The 19,071-nt window shown below is 72.4% G+C and carries 16 protein-coding genes; 6 read left to right on the top strand and 10 right to left on the bottom strand.

Translation table 11 applies throughout. The features are described 5' to 3' along the window. The first annotated feature begins 13 nt into the window (after window positions 1-13). A complete protein-coding gene (locus C5708_RS06975; RefSeq protein ID WP_242919282.1) occupies window positions 14-1,549 on the top strand; it encodes an MFS transporter in 1,536 nt (511 codons plus the stop codon). Here C5708_RS06975 and C5708_RS06970 read toward each other — a convergent pair. Then, window positions 1,534-2,679 (bottom strand): serine hydrolase domain-containing protein, encoded by a 1,146-nt coding sequence (locus C5708_RS06970; RefSeq protein WP_242919280.1) that lies wholly within the window; start codon window positions 2,677-2,679, stop codon window positions 1,534-1,536. The genes C5708_RS06975 and C5708_RS06970 overlap by 16 nt on opposite strands. Before the next feature lie 203 nt (window positions 2,680-2,882). Here C5708_RS06970 and rpiB point away from each other — a divergent pair, with 203 nt between their 5' ends. Next, complete coding sequence (gene rpiB / locus C5708_RS06965; RefSeq protein ID WP_242919278.1) at window positions 2,883-3,332, top strand: ribose 5-phosphate isomerase B; 450 nt, start codon at window positions 2,883-2,885, stop codon at window positions 3,330-3,332. A 99-nt stretch (window positions 3,333-3,431) separates the two neighbouring features. Here the strand turns inward: rpiB and map are convergent, their stop codons facing one another. Then, a complete protein-coding gene (map, locus tag C5708_RS06960; RefSeq protein ID WP_242919276.1) occupies window positions 3,432-4,178 on the bottom strand; it encodes a type I methionyl aminopeptidase in 747 nt (248 codons plus the stop codon). Between the two features lie 138 nt (window positions 4,179-4,316). On the opposite strand from map, the gene C5708_RS06955 reads away from it, so the two are divergent. After that, on the top strand, window positions 4,317-5,552 hold the full coding sequence (locus C5708_RS06955) for a mechanosensitive ion channel (RefSeq protein ID WP_242919273.1): 1,236 nt from the start codon (window positions 4,317-4,319) through the stop codon (window positions 5,550-5,552). A gap of 10 nt (window positions 5,553-5,562) precedes the next feature. On the opposite strand, the gene C5708_RS06950 is transcribed toward C5708_RS06955, so the two are convergent. From C5708_RS06950 to C5708_RS06940, 3 genes are all read right to left on the bottom strand, one after another. Next, a complete protein-coding gene (locus C5708_RS06950) occupies window positions 5,563-6,414 on the bottom strand; it encodes a PfkB family carbohydrate kinase (RefSeq protein WP_242919271.1) in 852 nt (283 codons plus the stop codon). 108 nt (window positions 6,415-6,522) lie between these two features. Further along, window positions 6,523-7,914, bottom strand: a complete 1,392-nt coding sequence (gene ahcY, locus C5708_RS06945) for an adenosylhomocysteinase (protein ID WP_242919269.1) — start codon at window positions 7,912-7,914, stop codon at window positions 6,523-6,525. 112 nt (window positions 7,915-8,026) lie between these two features. After that, window positions 8,027-9,550: a CYTH and CHAD domain-containing protein gene (locus tag C5708_RS06940; RefSeq protein ID WP_242919267.1), complete on the bottom strand. Its 1,524-nt coding sequence runs from the start codon at window positions 9,548-9,550 to the stop codon at window positions 8,027-8,029. A 144-nt stretch (window positions 9,551-9,694) separates the two neighbouring features. Here C5708_RS06940 and bioB point away from each other — a divergent pair, with 144 nt between their 5' ends. Together bioB and C5708_RS06930 are read left to right on the top strand one after the other, a co-directional pair. Continuing rightward, complete coding sequence (bioB, locus tag C5708_RS06935; RefSeq protein ID WP_242919265.1) at window positions 9,695-10,723, top strand: biotin synthase BioB; 1,029 nt, start codon at window positions 9,695-9,697, stop codon at window positions 10,721-10,723. 76 nt (window positions 10,724-10,799) lie between these two features. Continuing rightward, window positions 10,800-13,559 carry a pitrilysin family protein gene (locus tag C5708_RS06930; RefSeq protein WP_242919263.1) on the top strand — a complete coding sequence of 920 codons (2,760 nt, stop codon included), beginning with the start codon at window positions 10,800-10,802 and terminating at the stop codon, window positions 13,557-13,559. A 34-nt stretch (window positions 13,560-13,593) separates the two neighbouring features. On the opposite strand, the gene C5708_RS06925 is transcribed toward C5708_RS06930, so the two are convergent. The 5 genes from C5708_RS06925 to C5708_RS06905 form a co-directional block, all read right to left on the bottom strand. Further along, a complete protein-coding gene (locus C5708_RS06925; protein ID WP_242919261.1) occupies window positions 13,594-13,866 on the bottom strand; it encodes an HPr family phosphocarrier protein in 273 nt (90 codons plus the stop codon). Beyond that, window positions 13,863-14,267 (bottom strand): PTS sugar transporter subunit IIA, encoded by a 405-nt coding sequence (locus C5708_RS06920; RefSeq protein ID WP_242919259.1) that lies wholly within the window; start codon window positions 14,265-14,267, stop codon window positions 13,863-13,865. Before C5708_RS06920 ends, C5708_RS06925 begins: the two co-directional genes overlap by 4 nt. 180 nt (window positions 14,268-14,447) lie before the next feature. After that, on the bottom strand, window positions 14,448-14,870 hold the full coding sequence (locus C5708_RS06915; protein WP_242919257.1) for an HPr kinase/phosphorylase: 423 nt from the start codon (window positions 14,868-14,870) through the stop codon (window positions 14,448-14,450). Continuing rightward, window positions 14,867-16,483, bottom strand: coding sequence for a stimulus-sensing domain-containing protein (locus tag C5708_RS06910; RefSeq protein ID WP_242919255.1), 1,617 nt, complete (start codon window positions 16,481-16,483; stop codon window positions 14,867-14,869). The genes C5708_RS06915 and C5708_RS06910 overlap by 4 nt, the downstream gene beginning before the upstream one ends. Continuing rightward, a complete protein-coding gene (locus tag C5708_RS06905; protein ID WP_242919253.1) occupies window positions 16,452-17,162 on the bottom strand; it encodes a response regulator transcription factor in 711 nt (236 codons plus the stop codon). Before C5708_RS06905 ends, C5708_RS06910 begins: the two co-directional genes overlap by 32 nt. A gap of 184 nt (window positions 17,163-17,346) precedes the next feature. Here C5708_RS06905 and C5708_RS06900 point away from each other — a divergent pair, with 184 nt between their 5' ends. Continuing rightward, on the top strand, window positions 17,347-19,062 hold the full coding sequence (locus C5708_RS06900; protein ID WP_242919251.1) for a hypothetical protein: 1,716 nt from the start codon (window positions 17,347-17,349) through the stop codon (window positions 19,060-19,062). Window positions 19,063-19,071: the final 9 nt, after the last annotated feature.

Here is a 19,071-nt window from a genome sequence, read left to right as displayed (position 1 = left end):
CCATGCTGGCGGCATGAGCGCCAATCAGAGGCTCCCTTGCGACCAGGGCCTGGCCCTCGGCGTGCGCCGGCCTTCGGCGGCGCCGCTGCTCACGGCCGCAGACAAGCGGCTGGCCCTGGCCGCCAGCATCGTCGGTTCGGGCATGGCCTTCATCGACGGCTCGGTGGTCAATGTCGCCCTGCCGGCGATCCAGAAGGCCTTCGCCGCCGACGCGGCCGCCGCCCAGTGGGTGATGAACGCCTACATGCTGCTGCTCGGCGCCCTGGTGCTGATCGGCGGGGCGGCCGGCGACCTCTATGGCCGGCGGCGGATGTTCCTGGCCGGCGTCGGCCTGTTCACCGCCGCCTCGTTAGGCTGCGCCGTCGCGCCGGGCGTCGGCTGGCTGATCGCCGCCCGCGCCGTCCAGGGGGCCGGGGCGGCCCTGCTGACCCCGGCCAGCCTCGCCCTCCTGGGCGCGGTGTTCGACGAGAAGGAGCGCGGCAAGGCCATCGGCGCCTGGGCCGGCTTCGCCTCGGTGACCGCCGCGGCCGGGCCGGTGATCGGCGGCTGGCTGACCGACGCGGCCTCGTGGCGCGCCATCTTCCTGATCAACGTCCCGCTGGCCATGGCCGCCGTCTGGCTGACCCTGCGCGCCGTGCCGGAAAGCCGCGACCCCGCGGCGCGGGCGCTGGACTGGCGCGGCGCGATCCTGGCCGCCGCCGGCCTGGCCCTGCTGACCTGGGCCCTGACCGAGGCCGCTCCGCGCGGGCTGAAGGACCCGCTGGTCGCCGGCGGCCTGGCCGCCGGGACGGCGTTGCTGGCGGCCTTCGTCCTGGTCCAGGCCCGCTCGCCCACGCCGATGATGCCGCTGGGCCTCTACCGGTCGGCCGATTTTTCGGGCGCCAACGGCCTGACCTTCCTGCTCTATTTCGCCCTCGGCGGCGCCTTCTTCTACCTGCCCTTCGCCCTCATCCGCCTGGACGGCTACAGCGCCGCGGCGGCCGGCGCCGCCCTGCTGCCGTTCTCGCTGGTCATGGGCCTGTTCTCCCCGGCCGCCGGCGCCGTCGCCGACCGGTTCGGCGCGCGCGGGCCGCTGACCGTCGGCCCGATCCTGGCCGGCCTCGGCTTTGGCCTGCTGGCCTCGGCCGAGCCGGGCGGCTCCTATTGGACCGGCGTGCTGCCCGGCCTGGCGGCGCTGTCGGCCGGCATGACCATCGCCGTCGCCCCGCTGACCGCCGTGGTGATGGGGGCCGCGGGTCCCGGCCGCGCCGGGGTCGCCTCGGGGATCAACAACGCCGTCGCCCGCGTCGCCGGCCTGCTGGCGGTCGCCGCCCTGGGGGCGGTGTTCGCCAAGGTCTTCGCCGGCGCCCTGCCCGCCGCGAGCCAGGCCGCCGCCGCTCGGACCCTGGGCCGGGCGATGGCGGGCGAAGCCGCAGACCCGGCCGCAAGGGCGGCCTTCGCCCACGCCTATCGCGCGGTGATGCTGATCGCCGCCGCCTGCGCCGTCGCGGCCGGCGGCGTCGGCTTTCTCAGCATCAGGACGCCGCGGCGCCCTCAGAGCGCGGCGTAGACCGCGTCGATCAGGCGGCGGGCGCGGAAGTCGCCGATCAGGTCGGCCGACTGCCGGTTCATGACATAGGCGCCGGAGACGCCCCGGTCCGGGTCGGCGAAGGCGCACGAGCCGCCCCAGCCGGAATGGCCGAAGCTGTTCGCGCCGGTTCCATAGATCATGTTCGGGACGTTGCGCATGAAACCCGCGCCCCAGCTGATCTCGTAGGGCAGCACCAGGTCGCGGCCGCGGACGCGCTCGGCCGAAGCCCCGGCGGCCATGCCCGGCGACAGCACCCGCGCGCCGTCGAGCCGGCCGTCGCAGGCCAGCGCGCCCATCAGCCGCGCCAGGGCCGGGGCTGTGGCGTGGCCGTTGGCCGAAGGGATCTCCGCCCGCCGCCACTCGGCCGCGCCGCGCCCGCCCGGCGCCGACCACTTGGTCAGGAAGGCGGCCCGGATCACCGGCGTGATCTCGCCGAAATCGGGCATGTTGGGCGGGCGCATCAGGTCGGCGGCCCGGCCATGCTCGGCGTCGGGCAGGCCGATCCACAGGTCGAGGCCGAACGGCTCGGCCAGGTCCTGCCGCAGGGCCGTCCCCATGGTGCGCCCGTCGACGCGGCGGAAGATCTCGCCGGCCAGGTAGCCGAAGGTGATCGGGTGATAGCCGCTGGCCGTCCCCGGCGGCCACATCGGGGCCATGGCCGCCAGCTTGGCGCAGACGGCGTCCCAGTCGAACCACAGGGCCGGGTCGATCTCGTCGGGAAAACCCGGCAGGCCCTCCTGGTGCGACATCACCTGCTCGACGGTGACCTGCGCCTTGCCGGCCTCAGCGAACTCGGGCCACACCTCGGCGACCGGCTGGTCGTAGGCCAGGCGCCCCTGGTCGACCAGCCGCGCGATCAGCAGCGCGGCGATCGCCTTGGTGGTCGAGAACACCGGCGTCAGGGTGTGCTGGTCGAACGGGCGCGTGCGCTGGCGGTCGGCGAACCCCGCCCAAAGGTCGACCACGACCTCGCCCTCGATCGCCAGGCTGAAGCGGGCGCCCAGTTCGCGGTCCTCGGCGAAGTTGGCGGCGAAGGCCTCGCGCACGGGCGCGAACTGCGGCGGGCAGACGCCGGAAATCTCGGCGGCGGAAACGGCGGCGGCGGTCATGGGCCGAAGGTGGCGAAGCCGAGGCCCCAGGGCAAGCCGCGATCGCGCGGCGCCGGGGCCTATCGCCCTTGCGGGGGTCCCGAAGGCCCGCTTGTGGGCGCGCGCCGCGCTGCTATCGTCCCGCGCGGAGGGGCTCCGACCAAGCCCCGGACGTCGGGGGCGGCCAGCCGCATCGCCGACGGAGCCGACGGGACGACTTCGCCATGACAGCCGACAACCGCATCGTCCTCTCCAGCGACCACGCCGCCATACAGCTCCGGCAGGTCGTCGCCGCCCATATCGCCATGCGAGGCTGGGCGGTGGTCGACATCGGGCCGACGACGCCGGAGAGCACCGACTATCCCAAGCATGGCGAAGCGGCGGCGCGGCTCGTCGCCTCCGGCGATTGCCGGTTCGGCGTCGTCCTATGCGGCACCGGCCAGGGCGTCATGATGGCGGCGAACAAGGTCAGGGGCGTCCGCTGCGGCGTCTGCGCCGACACGTTCTCGGCCCGCATGATCCGCCGGCACAACGACGCCAACATGCTGTCGATCGGCGCGCGCGTGGTGGGCGAGGGGCTGGCGCTCGACATCGTCGACGCCTTCCTGACCGCCGAGTTCGAGGGCGGCCGGCATGCGGCGCGGGTGGAGATGATCAGGGCGCTGGAGGAATAGCCTCGCCGCTCCGGACCGCCTTCCAGCCATCCGGCGGTGGCGTTGGACGAGCCGTCGGGGACGGCGCGTCGCGCGCTATGGACTTGGCCGAGCCGCCGATCAGGCCAGAGTGAGGATCAGCGGCCCCCGGCGGGTGGCGACGAGGGTGTGCTCGTACTGCACCGTGGGCTGATGGCGGGGCGGGCGGAGCGACCAGCCGTCGTGCTGTTCCTCCACCCAGTCCGCGCCGAGCGACAGGAAGGGCTCGATGGTGAAGACCAGGCCCTCGCCGATCGTGCGCCTGTCCCGCGGCTCGTACCAGGTCGGGATTTCGGAAGGCTCGTCGTGCAACGACCGCCCGACCCCGTGGCTCGCCAGATTGCGCACCAGGCTGTAGCCGTTCCTTCGGGCGAAGCCTTCGACGGAGCGGCCGACCTCGTTCAACCGGCCGCCGGGCTTCACCGCCCTGATCCCGGCCCACATCGCCCGCCGGCCGTCGCGACAGAGCCGTTCGATGCGAGGCCGGGCCGGCGGAACGGCGAAGCTCGCGCCGGTGTCGCCGAAATAGCCGTCCAGCTCGGCCGAGACGTCGATATTGATCAGGTCGCCCGCCTTCACCGCCTTGCCGTCCGGGACGCCGTGCGCGCAGTCGGGGCCCACCGAGATGCAGGTCGCCCCGGGAAAACCGTAGGTGAGCTCGGGCGCGGAGCGCGCGCCTTCCTTTTCCAGGAGGGCGCGGCCGAGGTCGTCCAGCTCCTTGGTGGTCATGCCGGGCTCCAGCGCCTCGCCCATGGCCGCCAGGGTGCGGGCGACCACCCTGCCGACGGTCCGCAGCTTGTCGAGCTGGTCCTCGTTTTCGATCGTCATCGGGCGCCTCCATCGGCCGCCGGCGCACGATGTCAGCGGCCGCGCGCCGCCGCAACGTCCGCGAACCGGATCGGGCCGCAACCATCCGGCGTTTTAACCGTTCGTAACCAATCCGAAACGGGCTGAGGGATCTGCGCCATGTCCACGTCGGAGTTCAGCGTCTACGGCCAAATGGCGGTTCTGTGGGCGCCCCGCGTCCTGGCCGCCCTCGTCATCCTCCTCGTCGCCTATCTGGCGGGCCGGGCCCTGAAATGGGCCCTGGCCAGCGGCATCAACCGCATCCCGGTGATCGCCCGACAGAACGCCGCCGCCGCGCCACGCGAGACGGTCGGCGGCCAGCTCGGCCAGCTCGGCTACTGGCTGGTGCTGCTGGTCGGCCTGATCGCCGCCCTCGGCGTCCTCGGGCTGCAGGGCGTGGTCGCCCCGCTCAACGCCCTGGTGGTCGGGGTGACGTCGTTCATCCCGCGCCTGATCGGGGCCGGGGTTATCTTCTTCGTCGGCCTGCTGCTGGCCGGCATCGCCCAGCGTTTCGTCGAATCGGCCCTGAGCGTCGCCCAGGTCGACCGGTGGCTGGAGAAGAGCGGGATCGGCAAGCTGACCGGCGCCGGCGGCCTGTCCAAGACCCTTGGGGTGCTGGTCTTCGTGCTGATCATCATCCCGGTCGCCGTGGCCGCCCTCGAACAGCTCGGCGTCAAGGCCATCTCCGAGCCGGCGGTGGCGGTGCTGAGCACCGTGCTCGACGCCCTGCCGCGCCTGATCGCCGCCGCCATCCTCCTGGCCCTCGCCTATCTGATCGGCCGCTGGGTGGCCGGGCTGATCGAGCAGATCCTGCCCTCGCTCGGCTTCGACCGCAGCATCCAGGCCCTGGGCCTGCGCGAGACGTCGAGCCCCGAAGCCGACGCCAAGACCGAAGCCGGGGCGCCCGCCCCGGCCGGCCTGGCGCCGTCCAAGATCGTCGCCAACCTGGCCCTGGTGGCCATCATCCTGTTCTCGGCCGTCGAGGCGGCGCGGCTGCTGCAGTTCGCCGCCGCCGCCCAGATGCTGGAGGAGGTGCTCAAGCTCGGCTCGCGGGTGGTGTTCGGCGGGGTGATCGTCACCGCCGGCGTGCTGCTCGGCGACCTGCTGGCCCGGATCATCGGCCGCTCGGTCGGCGGCGGCGACCGCTTCGCCGCCACCCTGGTGCGCTGGGCGACCATCGCCCTGGCCGCGGCCATGGGCCTGAGGTTCATGGGGCTGGCCGACGAGATCGTCATCCTGGCCTTCGGCCTGATCCTGGGATCGGCGGCGGTGGCGGCGGCCCTGGCCTTCGGGCTCGGCGGGCGCGAGGCGGCGCAGCGGCTGCTGCGGCGCTGGCTCGACAAACAGGACGGCTGAGGCGGCGGGATCAGCCCAGGCGCTCGACCTTGACCAGGGCCGAGGCCAGCTTCAGCCGGCTTCCCACGCCGACGATCGGCAGTTCCGGCGCGCTCCAGGCCTCGGCGGCGACCAGCGTCTCGACCAGGCCGCCGACGGCGCGGGCCAGGGCGTGGGCCGGCGGCTGGTCCTCGACCAGGGCGGCGGCGAACAGGGCGGTGAGCAGGTCGCCCGTGCCCTTGGGAACCGAGGCGAGGCGCGGGTGGACGGCCATCCAGGCCTCGCCGCCGCCGGCGTAGACCACGCCGATGTCGTCGCGGCGCGGTATCGACGAGACCAGCACCGGCTTGCCCAGGCGGCGCGCCGCCTCGACGGCGGAGGCGGCGTCCTCGACCGGCTCGCGGCTGAGCCAGGCCAGCTCCCAGGCGTTGGGCGCCACCAGGTCGGCGCGCGGGATCAGCTCGGCGGCGACGGCCTCGGCCACCTCGGGCTTCACATAGAGGCCGGAATCGGCGTCGCCGATCACCGGATCGACGACGACGCGCAGCGCGGGCGTGGCGGCGTTGGGATCGCGCTCGGCCTCGCGCGCGGCGTCGATGGCGGCGGCGGCGAGCCCGATCTGGTCGGCGTCGGCGAAATAGCCGGTGATCACCAGGTCGAGACGCGAAAAGTGGCCGTTGTCCTCGACGCCGTCGAGGACGCCCTGGAAGGTGTCGGCCGCGACGGCCGCGCCGCCGGGCGGTCCCCAGCCGGGATGGCGGCCGAACAGCACCGTGGGGACGAAGACCGGATCGATCTTGAATTGGCTGAGGGCCAGCGCCTGGGCGAACCCGCCGACGCGGCTCGACGCGACATGGCTGGAGAGAACCAGGGCGAGCGGCATGGGATCAGCATGCACCCGCCCCCGGATTCGCGCCAAGGGAGATTTCGCCCTGGCGCACCGCCACCCCGGACGACCTGAAGGCCGATCCGGGATGACGCCGGACAGACCTTAGTAGCGATAGTGGTCCGGCTTGAACGGGCCGGCCTGCGGCACGCCGATATAGTCGGCCTGGTCCTTGTTGAGCTGGGTCAGCTTGGCGCCCAGCTTGGCCAGGTGCAGGAAGGCGACCTTCTCGTCGAGGTGCTTGGGCAGGGTGTAGACCTCGTTCTTGTAGGCCGAACGGTTGGTCCACAGCTCGATCTGGGCCAGGGTCTGGTTGGTGAAGCTGGCCGACATCACGAAGCTGGGGTGGCCGGTGGCGTTGCCCAGGTTCACCAGGCGGCCTTCCGACAAGAGGATGATCTTCTTGCCGTCCGGGAACTCGACGTGGTGGACCTGCGGCTTGATCTCGTCCCACTTGAAGTTCTTCAGGCCGGCGACCTGAATTTCCGAGTCGAAGTGGCCGATGTTGCAGACGATGGCGTTGTTCTTCATCCGCCGCATGTGGTCGACGGTGATGACGTCCTTGTTGCCGGTCGCCGTGACGTAGATGTCGCCCGAGCCGGCGACGTCGTCCAGGGTCTGGACCTCGTAGCCTTCCATCGCCGCCTGCAGGGCGCAGATCGGGTCGATCTCGGTGACGATGACGCGGGCGCCGCCCTGGCGCAGGCTGGCGGCCGAGCCCTTGCCGACGTCGCCGTAGCCGCAGACCACCGCCACCTTGCCGGCCAGCATCACGTCGGTGCCGCGACGGATGGCGTCGACCAGGCTTTCACGGCAGCCGTACAGGTTGTCGAACTTCGACTTGGTGACGCTGTCGTTGACGTTGATGGCCGGGAACGGCAGCTCGCCGCGCTGGGCCATCTGATAGAGGCGGTGCACGCCCGTGGTGGTCTCTTCCGACACGCCGGTGACCGCGTCGCGGATGGCCGAATAGAAGCCCGGCTTCTCGGCCAGGTACTTCTTCATCACCGCGAACAGGGCTTCTTCTTCCTCGTTCGTGGGGTTGGCGATCACCGAGGGGTCCTTCTCGGCCTTGGGGCCGAGCACGCACAGCAGGGTGGCGTCGCCGCCGTCGTCGAGGATCAGGTTCGGATAGCCGCCGTCGCCCCACTCGAAGATCTTGTGGGCGTATTCCCAATACTCGATCAGGTTCTCGCCCTTGAAGGCGAACACCGGCGTGCCCTTGGCCGCGATGGCGGCCGCGGCGTGGTCCTGGGTCGAGAAGATGTTGCAAGAGGCCCAGCGCACGTCCGCGCCCAGGGCCTGCAGGGTCTCGATCAGCACCGCGGTCTGGATGGTCATGTGCAGCGAGCCGGCGATGCGCGCGCCCTTCAGCGGCTGGGCCGCGCCGTACTCCGCGCGCACGGCCATCAGGCCGGGCATCTCGGTCTCGGCGATGGCGATCTCCTTGCGGCCCCAATCGGCGAGCGTGATGTCCTTGACGATGTAGTCGGCCACGAGCGGCTCCTGTCGGTGGAATATCTTGCCCGACCTATAGCCGCCGCGCCGCCCGCGGGCAACCGGGATATAAAGATATCCTTATATAAGACTCAGCCGCCGCCCGGCGCCGCTACCAGAACGGTTCGGCCTTGGCCAACGCGTCGCACGCGGCCTGGGCCGCGGCCAGCAGGCGAGGTTCGTCCCCGGCCTTCGCCCCCGCCAGACGGCCGGCGGCGAAGGCGGCCTCGACTTCGCCGCCCTCCAGCGCGACGCCCTGGGCCAGGCCGGCGGAGAAGGCGAGGTCGTTGGCCGCGCCCAGGGCGTCCTGCACCGCCTTCACGGCGGCGACGAAGCGGCGGCGGCGTTTGGGATGGCTTGGAAACAGGCCGGCGAAGTCCTCGGCGGCGTAGCGCAGCTTCTTGGCGGCGATGCGCAGGCGGTGGCGAGCCTCGGCGTCGAGCCCGGCCAGATCGCGGCCGCGCCGGACCACGGCGTCGCGCCGACGCGTCAGCGCCTGGGCGGCGAAGACGGCGGCCGGCGCGTCGCGCTCCGCCGCCGACGGCGCGGCGGCGGCGGTCCAGGGCCCGACCTCCAGCCAGGCGGCCGCCTCCAGAAGCAGGGCGCGGAAACGGGCGGAAGAAACGGCCTCGGCCACCTGGACATAGGCGCGGGTCTGGGCGGCCAGCAACGCCCGGCCGAAGGCCGCCAGGCCGGCGCGGTCTTCCGGCGCTGCGACGCCGCGGCGCGCCTGCGGCGCCCAGACCTCGCCGATGAAGACATCCAGATTGCGCGCGGCGTCCAGTTCGCGCGCCAGCCATTTCAGCTCGTCCGCCACCGCCGCCCGGCCGGCGTCGCCGGCGACCGGCCTGAACAGGGACAGGGCGCTGCGCAGGCGGCGGGCGGCGACCCGCGCCTGGTGCACGCCTTCCGGGCCAGGCCGGACGCGCAGGCTCTCGGCGTTGGCGGCCAGGGCGGCGAGGCCGGCCCGGCCGACGGCCTGGAACGCCGCGCCGGCCGACATCGCCTCGGTCAGGACCGGCGCCGGCGCGGGCGCGCGGGGGGCGGGGGCCAGGCCGTCGAGCAGGGCGAAGCCCCGGTCGGCCTTGCTGGCGAAGGCCAGGGTCATGGGCGCGATTCGGGCCAGGTCGCGGGCCAGGTCGAACAGGGCCGCCGTCGGACCCGACCTGAGCTCGAGCTCCAGCTCGCACAGTCCGCCGCCGTGCGCGCCGGCCTCGACCGCGCCCTGGTCCAGGGCGGCCTCGATCGACGCGCCGCCGCGCTCGACGAGGCGGACGCGGCGCGAGACCTGGATGCGGAACCGCGGCGACGGCGCCGCCTCCCCCAGAAACGCGCCCGCCGGCGTGCCGGCGACGAAATCGGGATCGGGCGCGTCGCCGGCCGCCGGGGCCTCCCATTCGCCGCGGCCGAACACGCCCTCCAGCGGCGCCAGCGACTTGACCGTCTGCACTCCCTCGCGCAGGCGCAGGCTGAACCCCGCCCGGCGCAGCGCCTGGTCGTCGGTGTCGAAATAGGTGGAGACCAGCGTGCGCGCCGCCTTGTCCGTCCCCGGCGGCAGGGCGTCGAACAGCGCCCCGGCCGCCCCGGGATCGACCAAGAACTTCAATTCGGTCTCACGCGCCGCGGCGTCGGTCATTCGTCACGGTCCAGAACAAGAGCTCGTCAGACCATGCCGCAGACCGGCCGATCGGCCAAGCGAACGCCGCCGAAGCGCGAAGCCGGCTTGGCGCGGGCGCTTCCAGTTGCTACGCCGCGCACCGCAAGCAGGAGATCCGCGCCGATGACCGTTCGCGAAACCGCCGCCGCCGCCGTTCAGGACCGTTCCACCCCGCGTCACGACTGGACGCTGGCCGAGGTCGAGGCCCTGTTCGAGCTGCCCTTCGCCGAACTGGTGTTCCAGGCCGCCAGCGTGCACCGCCGCTGGTTCGACCCGTCCGAGGTGCAGATCTCGCAACTGCTGTCGGTCAAGACCGGCGGCTGCGCGGAGAACTGCGGCTATTGCAGCCAGTCGCAACACTTCAAGACCGGCGTCGGCGCCTCCAAGCTGATGGACGCCGAGGCGGTGATCGCCAAGGCGGCCGAGGCCAAGGCCGGCGGGGCCCAGCGCTTCTGCATGGGCGCGGCCTGGCGCGACCTCAAGGACCGCGACCTGCCCAAGGTGGCGGCGATGATCACGGGCGTGAAGGCCCTGGGGCTGGAGACCTGCGTCACCCTGGGCATGCTCAACGGCGAACAGGCCAAGGCGCTCAAGGCCGCCGGGCTCGACTACTACAATCACAACCTCGACACCGGTCCCGACTATTACGACAAGGTGGTCACCACCCGCACCTATCAGGACCGGCTCGACACCCTGGAATTGGTGCGCGAGGCCGGTCTCTCCACCTGCTGCGGCGGCATCGTCGGCATGGGCGAGACCCGGCGCGACCGCGCCGGCCTGCTTCAGCAGCTGGCCACCCTGCCCGCCCACCCCGACAGCCTGCCGATCAACGACCTGATGCCGATCCCCGGCACGCCGCTCGGCGGCTCGGCGCCGGTGGACGGGCTGGAGTTCGTGCGCATGATCGCCGTCGCCCGCCTGGTCTGCCCCAAGGCGGTGGTGCGGCTGTCGGCCGGGCGCGAGCACATGAGCCGCGAACTGCAGGCCCTGTGCTTCATGGCCGGCGCCAATTCGATCTTCGTCGGCGGCAAGCTCCTGACCACGCCCAATCCCGACCGGGACGACGACGCGGCCCTGCTGCGCGAGCTCGGGCTGCGGCCGATGGGCGTCGCCGCCCCGACGCCGGCCCCGGCGGTCATCGCCGCCGAATAGCCCGGCATTTCGCAAGTTCCCCGCGCGCGCCGGACGTGCTGTCCTGCACCGTCCGGTTGCGTCGAGGGGATCTCTCATGAAGCGTCTGTTGTCGTCGGCGGCGGTCGCCGCCGTGCTCGCCTGTTCCGTCGCCGGCCCCGCGCCGGCCGCGCCGCGGGCGTCCGAGCCGACGCCGGCGGCCCTGCCGGCGCTCGACATCCCCTATTCCAGGTTCGTGCTCGGCAACGGCCTGACCCTGATCGTGCACGAGGACCACAAGGCCCCGATCGTCGCGGTCAACATCTGGTACCACGTCGGCTCGCGCAACGAGCCGCCGGGCAAGACCGGCTTCGCCCACCTGTTCGAACACCTGATGTTCAACGGCTCGGCGCACGTCAACGACGACTGGTTCAAGGCGCTGGAGAAGCTCGGCGCCACCGACATGAACGGCACCACCAACGAAGACCGCACCAACTATTTCGAGAACGTGCCGGTCGGCGCCCTCGACCAGGTGCTGTGGCTGGAGAGCGACCGCATGGGCCATCTGGCCGAGGCGATCGACAAGGCCAAGCTCGACGAACAGCGGGGCGTCGTCCAGAACGAGAAGCGCCAGGACGAGAACCAGCCCTACGCGGCGGCCGGCGAGATCATCACCGAAAGCACCTATCACCGCGACCATCCCTACGGCCACACGGTGATCGGCTCGATGGCCGACCTGGACGCGGCCTCGCTGGAGGACGTCAAGGCCTGGTTCGCCAAGTACTACGGCCCGTCCAACGCCGTCGTCGTCCTGGCCGGCGACATCACGGCGGCGGAGGCCAAGGCCAAGGTCGAGAAGTATTTCGGCGACATCCCGCCGGGGCCGCCGCTGGCCCGCCAGACCGTCTGGCCGGCCAGGATGACCGGCGAGCACCGCGCCGTCATGCAGGACCGGGTGTCGCAACCGCGCCTCTACAAGGTCTGGAACGTCTCGGCCTACGGCGCGGCCGACACCGACTATCTGGACCTGCTCAGCGACGTGCTGTCCTCGGACAAGACCGCCCGTCTCTACGAGCGGCTGGTCTATCGCGACCAGATCGCCACCGAGGTCGGCGCGGCCGTCAGCGGCAACGAGATCGGCGGCCAGTTCGTCGTCACCCTGACCGGCAAGCCGGGCGTCGATCCGGCCCGGCTGGAGGCGGCCCTCGACGAGGAGATGGCCCGCCTGCTGCGCGACGGGCCGACGCCGGCCGAGGCGGCCAAGATCAAGACGGCGCGGCTGGCCGCCTTCGTGCGCGGGGCCGAGCGCATCGGCGGCTTCGGCGGCAAGTCCGACATCCTGGCCCAGAGCCAGGTGTTCGCCGGCTCGCCCGACGCCTACAAGCAGGGCCTGGAGCGGGTGCGGACGGCGACGCCGGAGCAGCTGCGCGACGCCGGCCGCCGCTGGCTGAGCGACGGCGCCTTCTCGCTGACGGTGACGCCCTTCCCCGACTACGCCCCGGCCGCCACGGGCGCCGACCGCTCCAAGCCGCCAGCGGCGGCCGAGATCGCCGCGCCGCGCTTCGACCCGGTGCGCCGCGCCACGCTATCCAACGGCATGGCCGTGCTGCTGGTCGAGCGCCACGCCACGCCGACGGTGCAGGTGTCGGTGTCGTTCGACACTGGGCGGCGCGACGTCGCCGCCGGCAAGGCCGGGCTCGCCGACCTGACCTTCGCCATGCTGGACGAGAGCGCCGGCGCCCGCGACGCCCTGGCCCTCAGCCGACGGCAGAGCGAGCTGGGCGCGGCGCTGAGCGCCGAGGCCGGCGCGTTCCGCTCGACGGTGTCGCTGGCCGCGCTGACCGCGCGCCTCGACCCCTCGCTCGACCTTCTGGCCGACGTCGCCCTCAGCCCCGCCTTCCGCCAGGACGACTTCGACCGGGTCAAGGCCCTGACCCTGGCCGACCTGAGGCGGCAGCGGGAAAGCCCGGAGAGCGTCGCCTTCCGCCTGGCCCCCGCCGTGGTCTTCGGCCAGTCCCACCCGCTGGGGCGCCTGGCCACGGAGGCGTCGGTGACCGGCCTGGAGCGCAAGGACGTCGAGGACTTCTACGCCGCCCACGTCAAGCCGCAGGAGGCCGCGATCCTGGTCGTCGGCGACACCACCCTGGAGGCCATGCTGCCCAAGCTGGAGGCCCGCTTCGGCGGCTGGCGGCCGCCGGCGCCGGCGGCCCGCCCGGCCGCCCCGGCGGCCGCGCCGTCGCGTCGCGTGGTCTATCTGGTCGACAAGCCCGGCGCCGAGCAGTCGGTGATCCTGGCGGTCAATCCGGCCCCGCCGCGCAACGAGGCCGACGAGCCGGCGATCGAGGCCTTCAACGACATCTTCGGCGGCGCCTTCGTCTCGCGCCTGAACATGAACCTGCGCGAGGCCAAGCACTGGTCCTACGGCGCCTCCAGCTTCACCCTCGGCTCGGCCGGGCCGCGCGGCTTCGGGGCCTATGCGCCGGTGCAGACCGACAAGACCGGCGAATCCCTGGCCGAGGTCCGCCGCGAGCTGGCCGACGTGGTCGGCGCGTCGCCGCCCACCGCCGACGAACTGCAAAAGGCCAAGGACGACCTGATCCGCACCCTGCCCGGCTATTGGGAGACCGCCGCCGCCGTGCGCGGATCGCTGGGCCAGATGGTGCTGCTGGGCCTGCCGGCCGACCACTACGACCGCTACCCGCAGGCGGTCCGGGCCCTGACCGTCGCCGACGTGGCGCGCGCGGCGCGGACGATGGTGAGGCCCGACGAGACGGCGTGGATCGTGGTCGGCGACCGGGCCAGGATCGAGAAGACGGTGCGCGGCCTGAACCTCGGCGAGGTCCGCGTCGTCGACGCCGACGGCGAGGCGGCGCGTTAGGCTGAGACCGCCCTCGCCGCTCCGTGAGAAGCGGTCAGCGTTCCTCGTCGAAGCGGGCCTCGACCAAGTCGGCCAGGGCGACCACCGCCTCGGACGCCTCGGGACCGACGGCCTCGATCTCGATGTCGCAGCCGGGACCGGCGGCCAGCATCATCAGGCCCATGATCGAACGGGCGTCGACGGTCTGGTCGTCGCGGGTGACGCTGACCTCGGCGTCGAAGCTGGCGGCCAGCTTGACGAACTTGGCGGAAGCCCGGGCGTGGAGGCCGCGTTCGTTGCAGATGTTGACGACGCGGCGCGCGCTCACTTTTCCCCCGCCAGGACGTAGGACGCCACCGAGATGTATTTGCGGCCCGCCTCCTGGGCGTGGGCGACGCAGGCCTGCAGGCTCTCGCGCTGGCGCACGCTGGCCAGCTTGATCAGCATCGGCAGATTCAGCCCGGCGATCACCTCGGCCTTGGTCTGGTCCATCACCGAGATGGCCAGGTTCGACGGCGTGCCGCCGAACATGTCGGTCAAGAGGATCACCCCCTGGCCGTCGTCGACCTCGGCGCAGGCCGCCAGGATGTCGCGGCGCCGCTGCTCCATGTCGTCCTCCGGACCGATGCACACCGCCCTCAAGGCGGTCTGCGGTCCGACGACATGCTCCATGGCGAAGACGAATTCCTCGGCCAGCCGCCCGTGCGTGACAATCACGAGCCCAATCATGCCCCAGCTACGCCTAACGTCATGCCTGCTTCTCTTCGACCCCCGTCGACCCCGCCCCGGGCGGGGCGCCGCCGCCGCCGGACGGCACGCTTGATACGCTTGTTAAGGGCGGACTCCAAGATGAGTCCGCGCTTTCGCCGGGAGGCCTCGCGCGCAAGATGCACGCATGGAGGGTTCCGATCAGGATATTCCCGCCAGACGATCAAAGGCCAGCGCGAGCTTGACCGGGGCCGACGGCTCCAACGGGGCCAGGCGGATCAACGGAACCTCTATGCCCAGCACGGTTTCGGTCTCGGGATCGGGCAGGCGTTCGGCCGGCTCGCAGCGCACCGCCAGGACGATCTCGCAGAACCGCACGGCCGGAGCCGGCAGCACCCCCAGGCCCCGCGCCTCGACCAGTCCGGCCAGGGCGTCGGGGGCCCGGCCGAACAGCCGCCCGCCGGAGCGCCACAGCAGCACCCTGTCGTCGGCCGCCAGGCGCAGGCCGTGGGCCGTGGCCCGCAGCGCCAGGTCGCTCTTGCCGGCGCCGGACGGCCCGAGGATCAGCGCCCCCCGCCAGGTTCCGCCGATGCGACGGGCCGACAATCCGGCGTGGACGATCATCCGCGATGCTCCGGCAGGCTGACCAGGAAACGGGCGCCGACCACGGCGCCGGTCTCGTCGGCGCGGTTCTCGGCGCGGATGCGGCCATCGTGCGCCTCGACGATCTGCCGGGCGATGGACAGGCCGAGGCCGGAATTGGCGCCGAACACCGCGCCCTTGGGCCGCGAGGTGTAGAACCGCTCGAACACCGTCTCCAGGTTCTCGGGCGGCACGCCCGGCCCGTCGTCCTCGACCGCCACCACCGCCTGGCCGTGCGAGCGGGCGAGGCTCACGCGCACCTCGGGCCTGTCGGCGCCGGTCGACAGCGGCGTGAACGAGCGGGCGTTGTCGATCAGGTTGCGGAACACCTGGCCGAGCGGCCCCTCGCGGCCCATGACCATCACCGGCTCCAGGCCCATCGGCTCGACGAAACGGATCGGCGGCTCGTTCGGCCGGGCCCCCGCGTCGTACATGCTGCAGATGTCGCCCAGGAGCTTGGCCAGGTCGAAGGCGCGCGGCCGCTCGCGCGACAGCTCGGCGTCGAGGCGCGAGGCGTTGGAAATGTCGGTGACCAGCCGGTCGAGCCGGCCGACGTCCTGGTTGAGGATGGCGATCAGGCGTTCGCGCTGGGCCGGCTCCTTGACGATGTCCAGGGTCTCGACCGCCGAGCGGATCGAGGTCAGCGGGTTCTTGATCTCGTGGGCCACGTCGGCGGCGAACCGTTCGATGGCGTCCATCCGCTCGGACAGCGAATGGGTCATGGTCTCCAGCGAGCGGGTCAGGTCGCCCAGCTCGTCGTCGCGGGCGGCGAGGTCGGGCAGCGAGATGGCCCTGGCCTGGGACAGGCGCACGCTGTCGGCGGCGCGGGCCAGCCGCAGCACCGGCCGGGCCACCACCCGCGTCAGCAGGAAGGACGAGGTCAGGGTCACGCCGATGGCGATCAGGATGAACGGCGTCAGCGCCCGGCGCTCGGCGGCGATGATCTCGTCGACGTCGCCGGCCTCGAGCGTCAGCACGCCCAGCACGGCCTGGACGTGCTGCAGCGGGATCGACACCGACACCACCCGGTCGCCGTTCTCGGCGATGCGCACCCCGGCCACGGCCTCGCCCTGCAACGCCCGGCGCACCTCGGCCTGCAGCGCCGCGCGGGCCTCGGGCAGGACCTTGGGCTTGGCGTCGGCGTCCTGGGGCTTCCAGCCGAAGCGCATTTCGCCGGGCTTGCGGACCGGCGGCAGAGGCTTCCACTCGACCCGGTCGGCGATGACGTAGCTGTCGGCGATCATGTCGCCCTTGGCGTTGAACAGCCGCGCCCGCTGCGAGCGCGGAATGAACAGCAGCTGCAGGGTGTCGGCGGCCCGGGTGGCCTCCAGCATCGGCTCAGGCTCGCCCTGGGTGGCGGCCTTGTCGATGACGTTGGCGATGAACTCGCCCTGGGTGGTCAGGCTGTCGATGCGCGAATTGATCAGGCCCCGGCGCAGCTCGTTCAGCACCAGGGCCCCGACGATCAGGATCGCCAGGCCGAGCAGCTGCAGCGCGATGATCAGCCGGCCGAGCCTCGAGCCCGGCAGCCGCCACCGGCCGCGCCGCGGCTTGCGCCCGGCCTCAGATTTCGCGGTAGCGGTAGCCGACGCCATAAAGGGTTTCGATCGCGTCGAACTCGGAGTCCACCTGGCGGAACTTCTTGCGCATCCGCTTGATGTGGCTGTCGATGGTGCGGTCGTCGACATAGACCTGATCGTCGTAGGCCGCGTCCATCAGGTTGTCGCGGCTCTTCACGAAGCCGGGCCGCTGGGCCAGCGACTGCAGCAGCAGGAACTCGGTGACCGTCAGCTTGACCGGCCGGCCGTCCCACAGGCAGTCGTGCCGGGCGGGGTCGAGGGTCAGCCGGCCGCGTTTGATCGCCTTGGCCGCCGCCGCCGCTCCGGCGGCCGGGGTCGCCTCCTCGCCGCCGGCGCGGGCGCGGCGCAGCACCGCCTTGACCCGCTCGATGAGCAGGCGCTGGCTGAACGGCTTGTGCATGTAGTCGTCGGCGCCGAGGTTGAAGCCGAGGATCTCGTCGATCTCCTCGTCCTTCGAGGTGAGGATGATCACCGGCAGGTCCGACGACTGGCGGAGGCGGCGCAGCACCTCCATGCCGTCCATGCGCGGCATCTTCACGTCGAGGATCGCCAGGTCCGGCGGGTCGCTCTCCAGGGCGGCCAAGCCCGAGGCGCCGTCGTAATAGGCCTTGACCGTATGGCCGTGGCTCTCGAGCGCCAGGGACACCGAGGCGACGATGTTCTCGTCGTCATCCACCAGGGTGATATTCGCCATCGTTCGTCCGTCGCGGTCCTTCTCAGCGGCATAGCTATGCGTTTTCGCGCGCGGTGGAAACCGATCCGCCGTCTGCATAACGCATCGCCGCGCCCTTGGATCAAGCCGTGAGGGCGAAACTGAGGCGGGAGCGGGGCCCGCGCCTCAACCGGCTCTTAAGTCCTATGGCTCAAGCTCGTCCGCCATGGACAAGGCCCAAGTGCATTACGAGGTGTTCGCGCGGCGCAAGGCCAACGCCGGCTGGACGCTGGAGATCGCGACCGAGAACCGCGCCCACGCCGTCGAGCAGGCCGAGGACATGCTGGCCGAGGGCCGCGCCGTCGGCGTGCGGGTGTCCAAGGAGACGCTGGACGAGGAAACGCGCGAGTTCCGCAGCCTGGTCATCCTCACCCTGGGCGCGGTCGACAAGGTCAAGGCCAAGAAGCCGCGCGACGACCAGCAGCCCCTGTGCGTGACCCCGTCGGACCTCTACAGCATCCACGCCCGCGAGCGCATCGGCCGCCTGCTGGATTCCTGGCTGACCCGCGAGCAGGCCACGCCGTTCGAGCTGCTGCACCGGCCCGACCTCATCGAGCGGCTCGACGCCTCGGGCATGGAGCTGCAGCACGCCATCCAGAAGATCGCCATCCCCGAGGCCCAGGAGCGCGGCGTCGGCGTCCACGAGGTGATCCGCACCTTCCAGCGGCTGATCAAGTCGGCCATCGAGCGGGTGCTGGGCGACGCCCGCAAGGGCAAGCTGCCCGACGTCGACCGCGACGGCTTCGCCCAGACCGCCGAACGCCTGACCCAGCAGCCCGACCGGGTCTACCTGCTGGGCGCAGGCGTCGCCGCCACCCTGTCGCGCGGCGACGGCTGGAGCGAGAAGGTCAACCGCCTGCTCGACCTCGCCGACGCCGCCCCGCAGTCGCCGGCGGCGCGGGCCCTGGCCTTCGAGGTGCTCGGGCAGCCCCTGGCCGAGATCCTGGGCTCGCGGGCCGGGCTGGCCGACCTGCTGGGCGGATCGCAGATGGACCTGGGCCAGACGCTGGCGGCCATGACCCGGCTGGCCGCCGCCGAGGAGGTCGAGCTGCTGATCGGCATCGAGCCGGCGGTGGCGCGGGTGATGCCGCCGCTGGAGGGCCCGGCCGCCCGGCTGGCCAACTGGCTGGACGGACCGCATTTCGAAGGCGTGCGCGGGGCCATCGCCAAGCGCGTCCTGGGCGAGCTGAACGGTCCGCGCCGCCTGCGCCCCGACGACGCCGAGGGCGAGATCCACGTCCTGCGCGCCCTGGCCATGGCCCTGACCGCGGCCTCCGGCCGGCTGACGCCGCTGGAGCTGGTGCAGGAAGCCTTCATCGAACGCTCGCGCATGCTGGTGCGCGGCGACTTCGTCGAGGCCTATCTGGGCGCCGGCCGCTCGGCCATCGGCGAGGTCGAGGCCCTGCTCTGGCTGGCCGAGAACGTCACCGGCGGCGCCAACAAGCGCGCGGCGGCCCGCTGGATCAGCGCCGTCATCGACGCCCTGCGCTTCGAGAAGGAGATGCGCTACGGCCCGGACTCGCCGGCCGCCAAGCTGGCGGCGCTGGCCGACCTGCAGATCGCGGTCAAGCGCGCCGGCTTCGTCGAGGAGGAGGCCGCCCCCATCCGCGAGAAGATCGGCCTGGTCGGCGGCCTGGTCGAGGCCGACGCCAAGCTGGTCGCCGCCGTGGTCAAGGCCGGCGCGCCGGTGCTGCACCGGCTGACCCTGCTGCTGCGGCTGGCGGCCGGCGAGGCCGCGCCGATCGGCCCCGCCGCCGACCGCGCCCGCGTCGAGGCGGTGCGGATGATGCGCTCGCCGATGGTCCGCGCCGAACTGGCCGCGACCCCGGACGCGGTCGAGCCGATCCGCGACCTGATGCAGACGGTCTGGCTGGCCGCCTGAGGCGGCCGA

The sequence above is a fragment of the Caulobacter sp. CCUG 60055 genome, from assembly GCF_022750545.1.
Classification (GTDB): domain Bacteria; phylum Pseudomonadota; class Alphaproteobacteria; order Caulobacterales; family Caulobacteraceae; genus PUIC01.
This window is presented reverse-complemented; position numbering and strand designations above follow the sequence as displayed.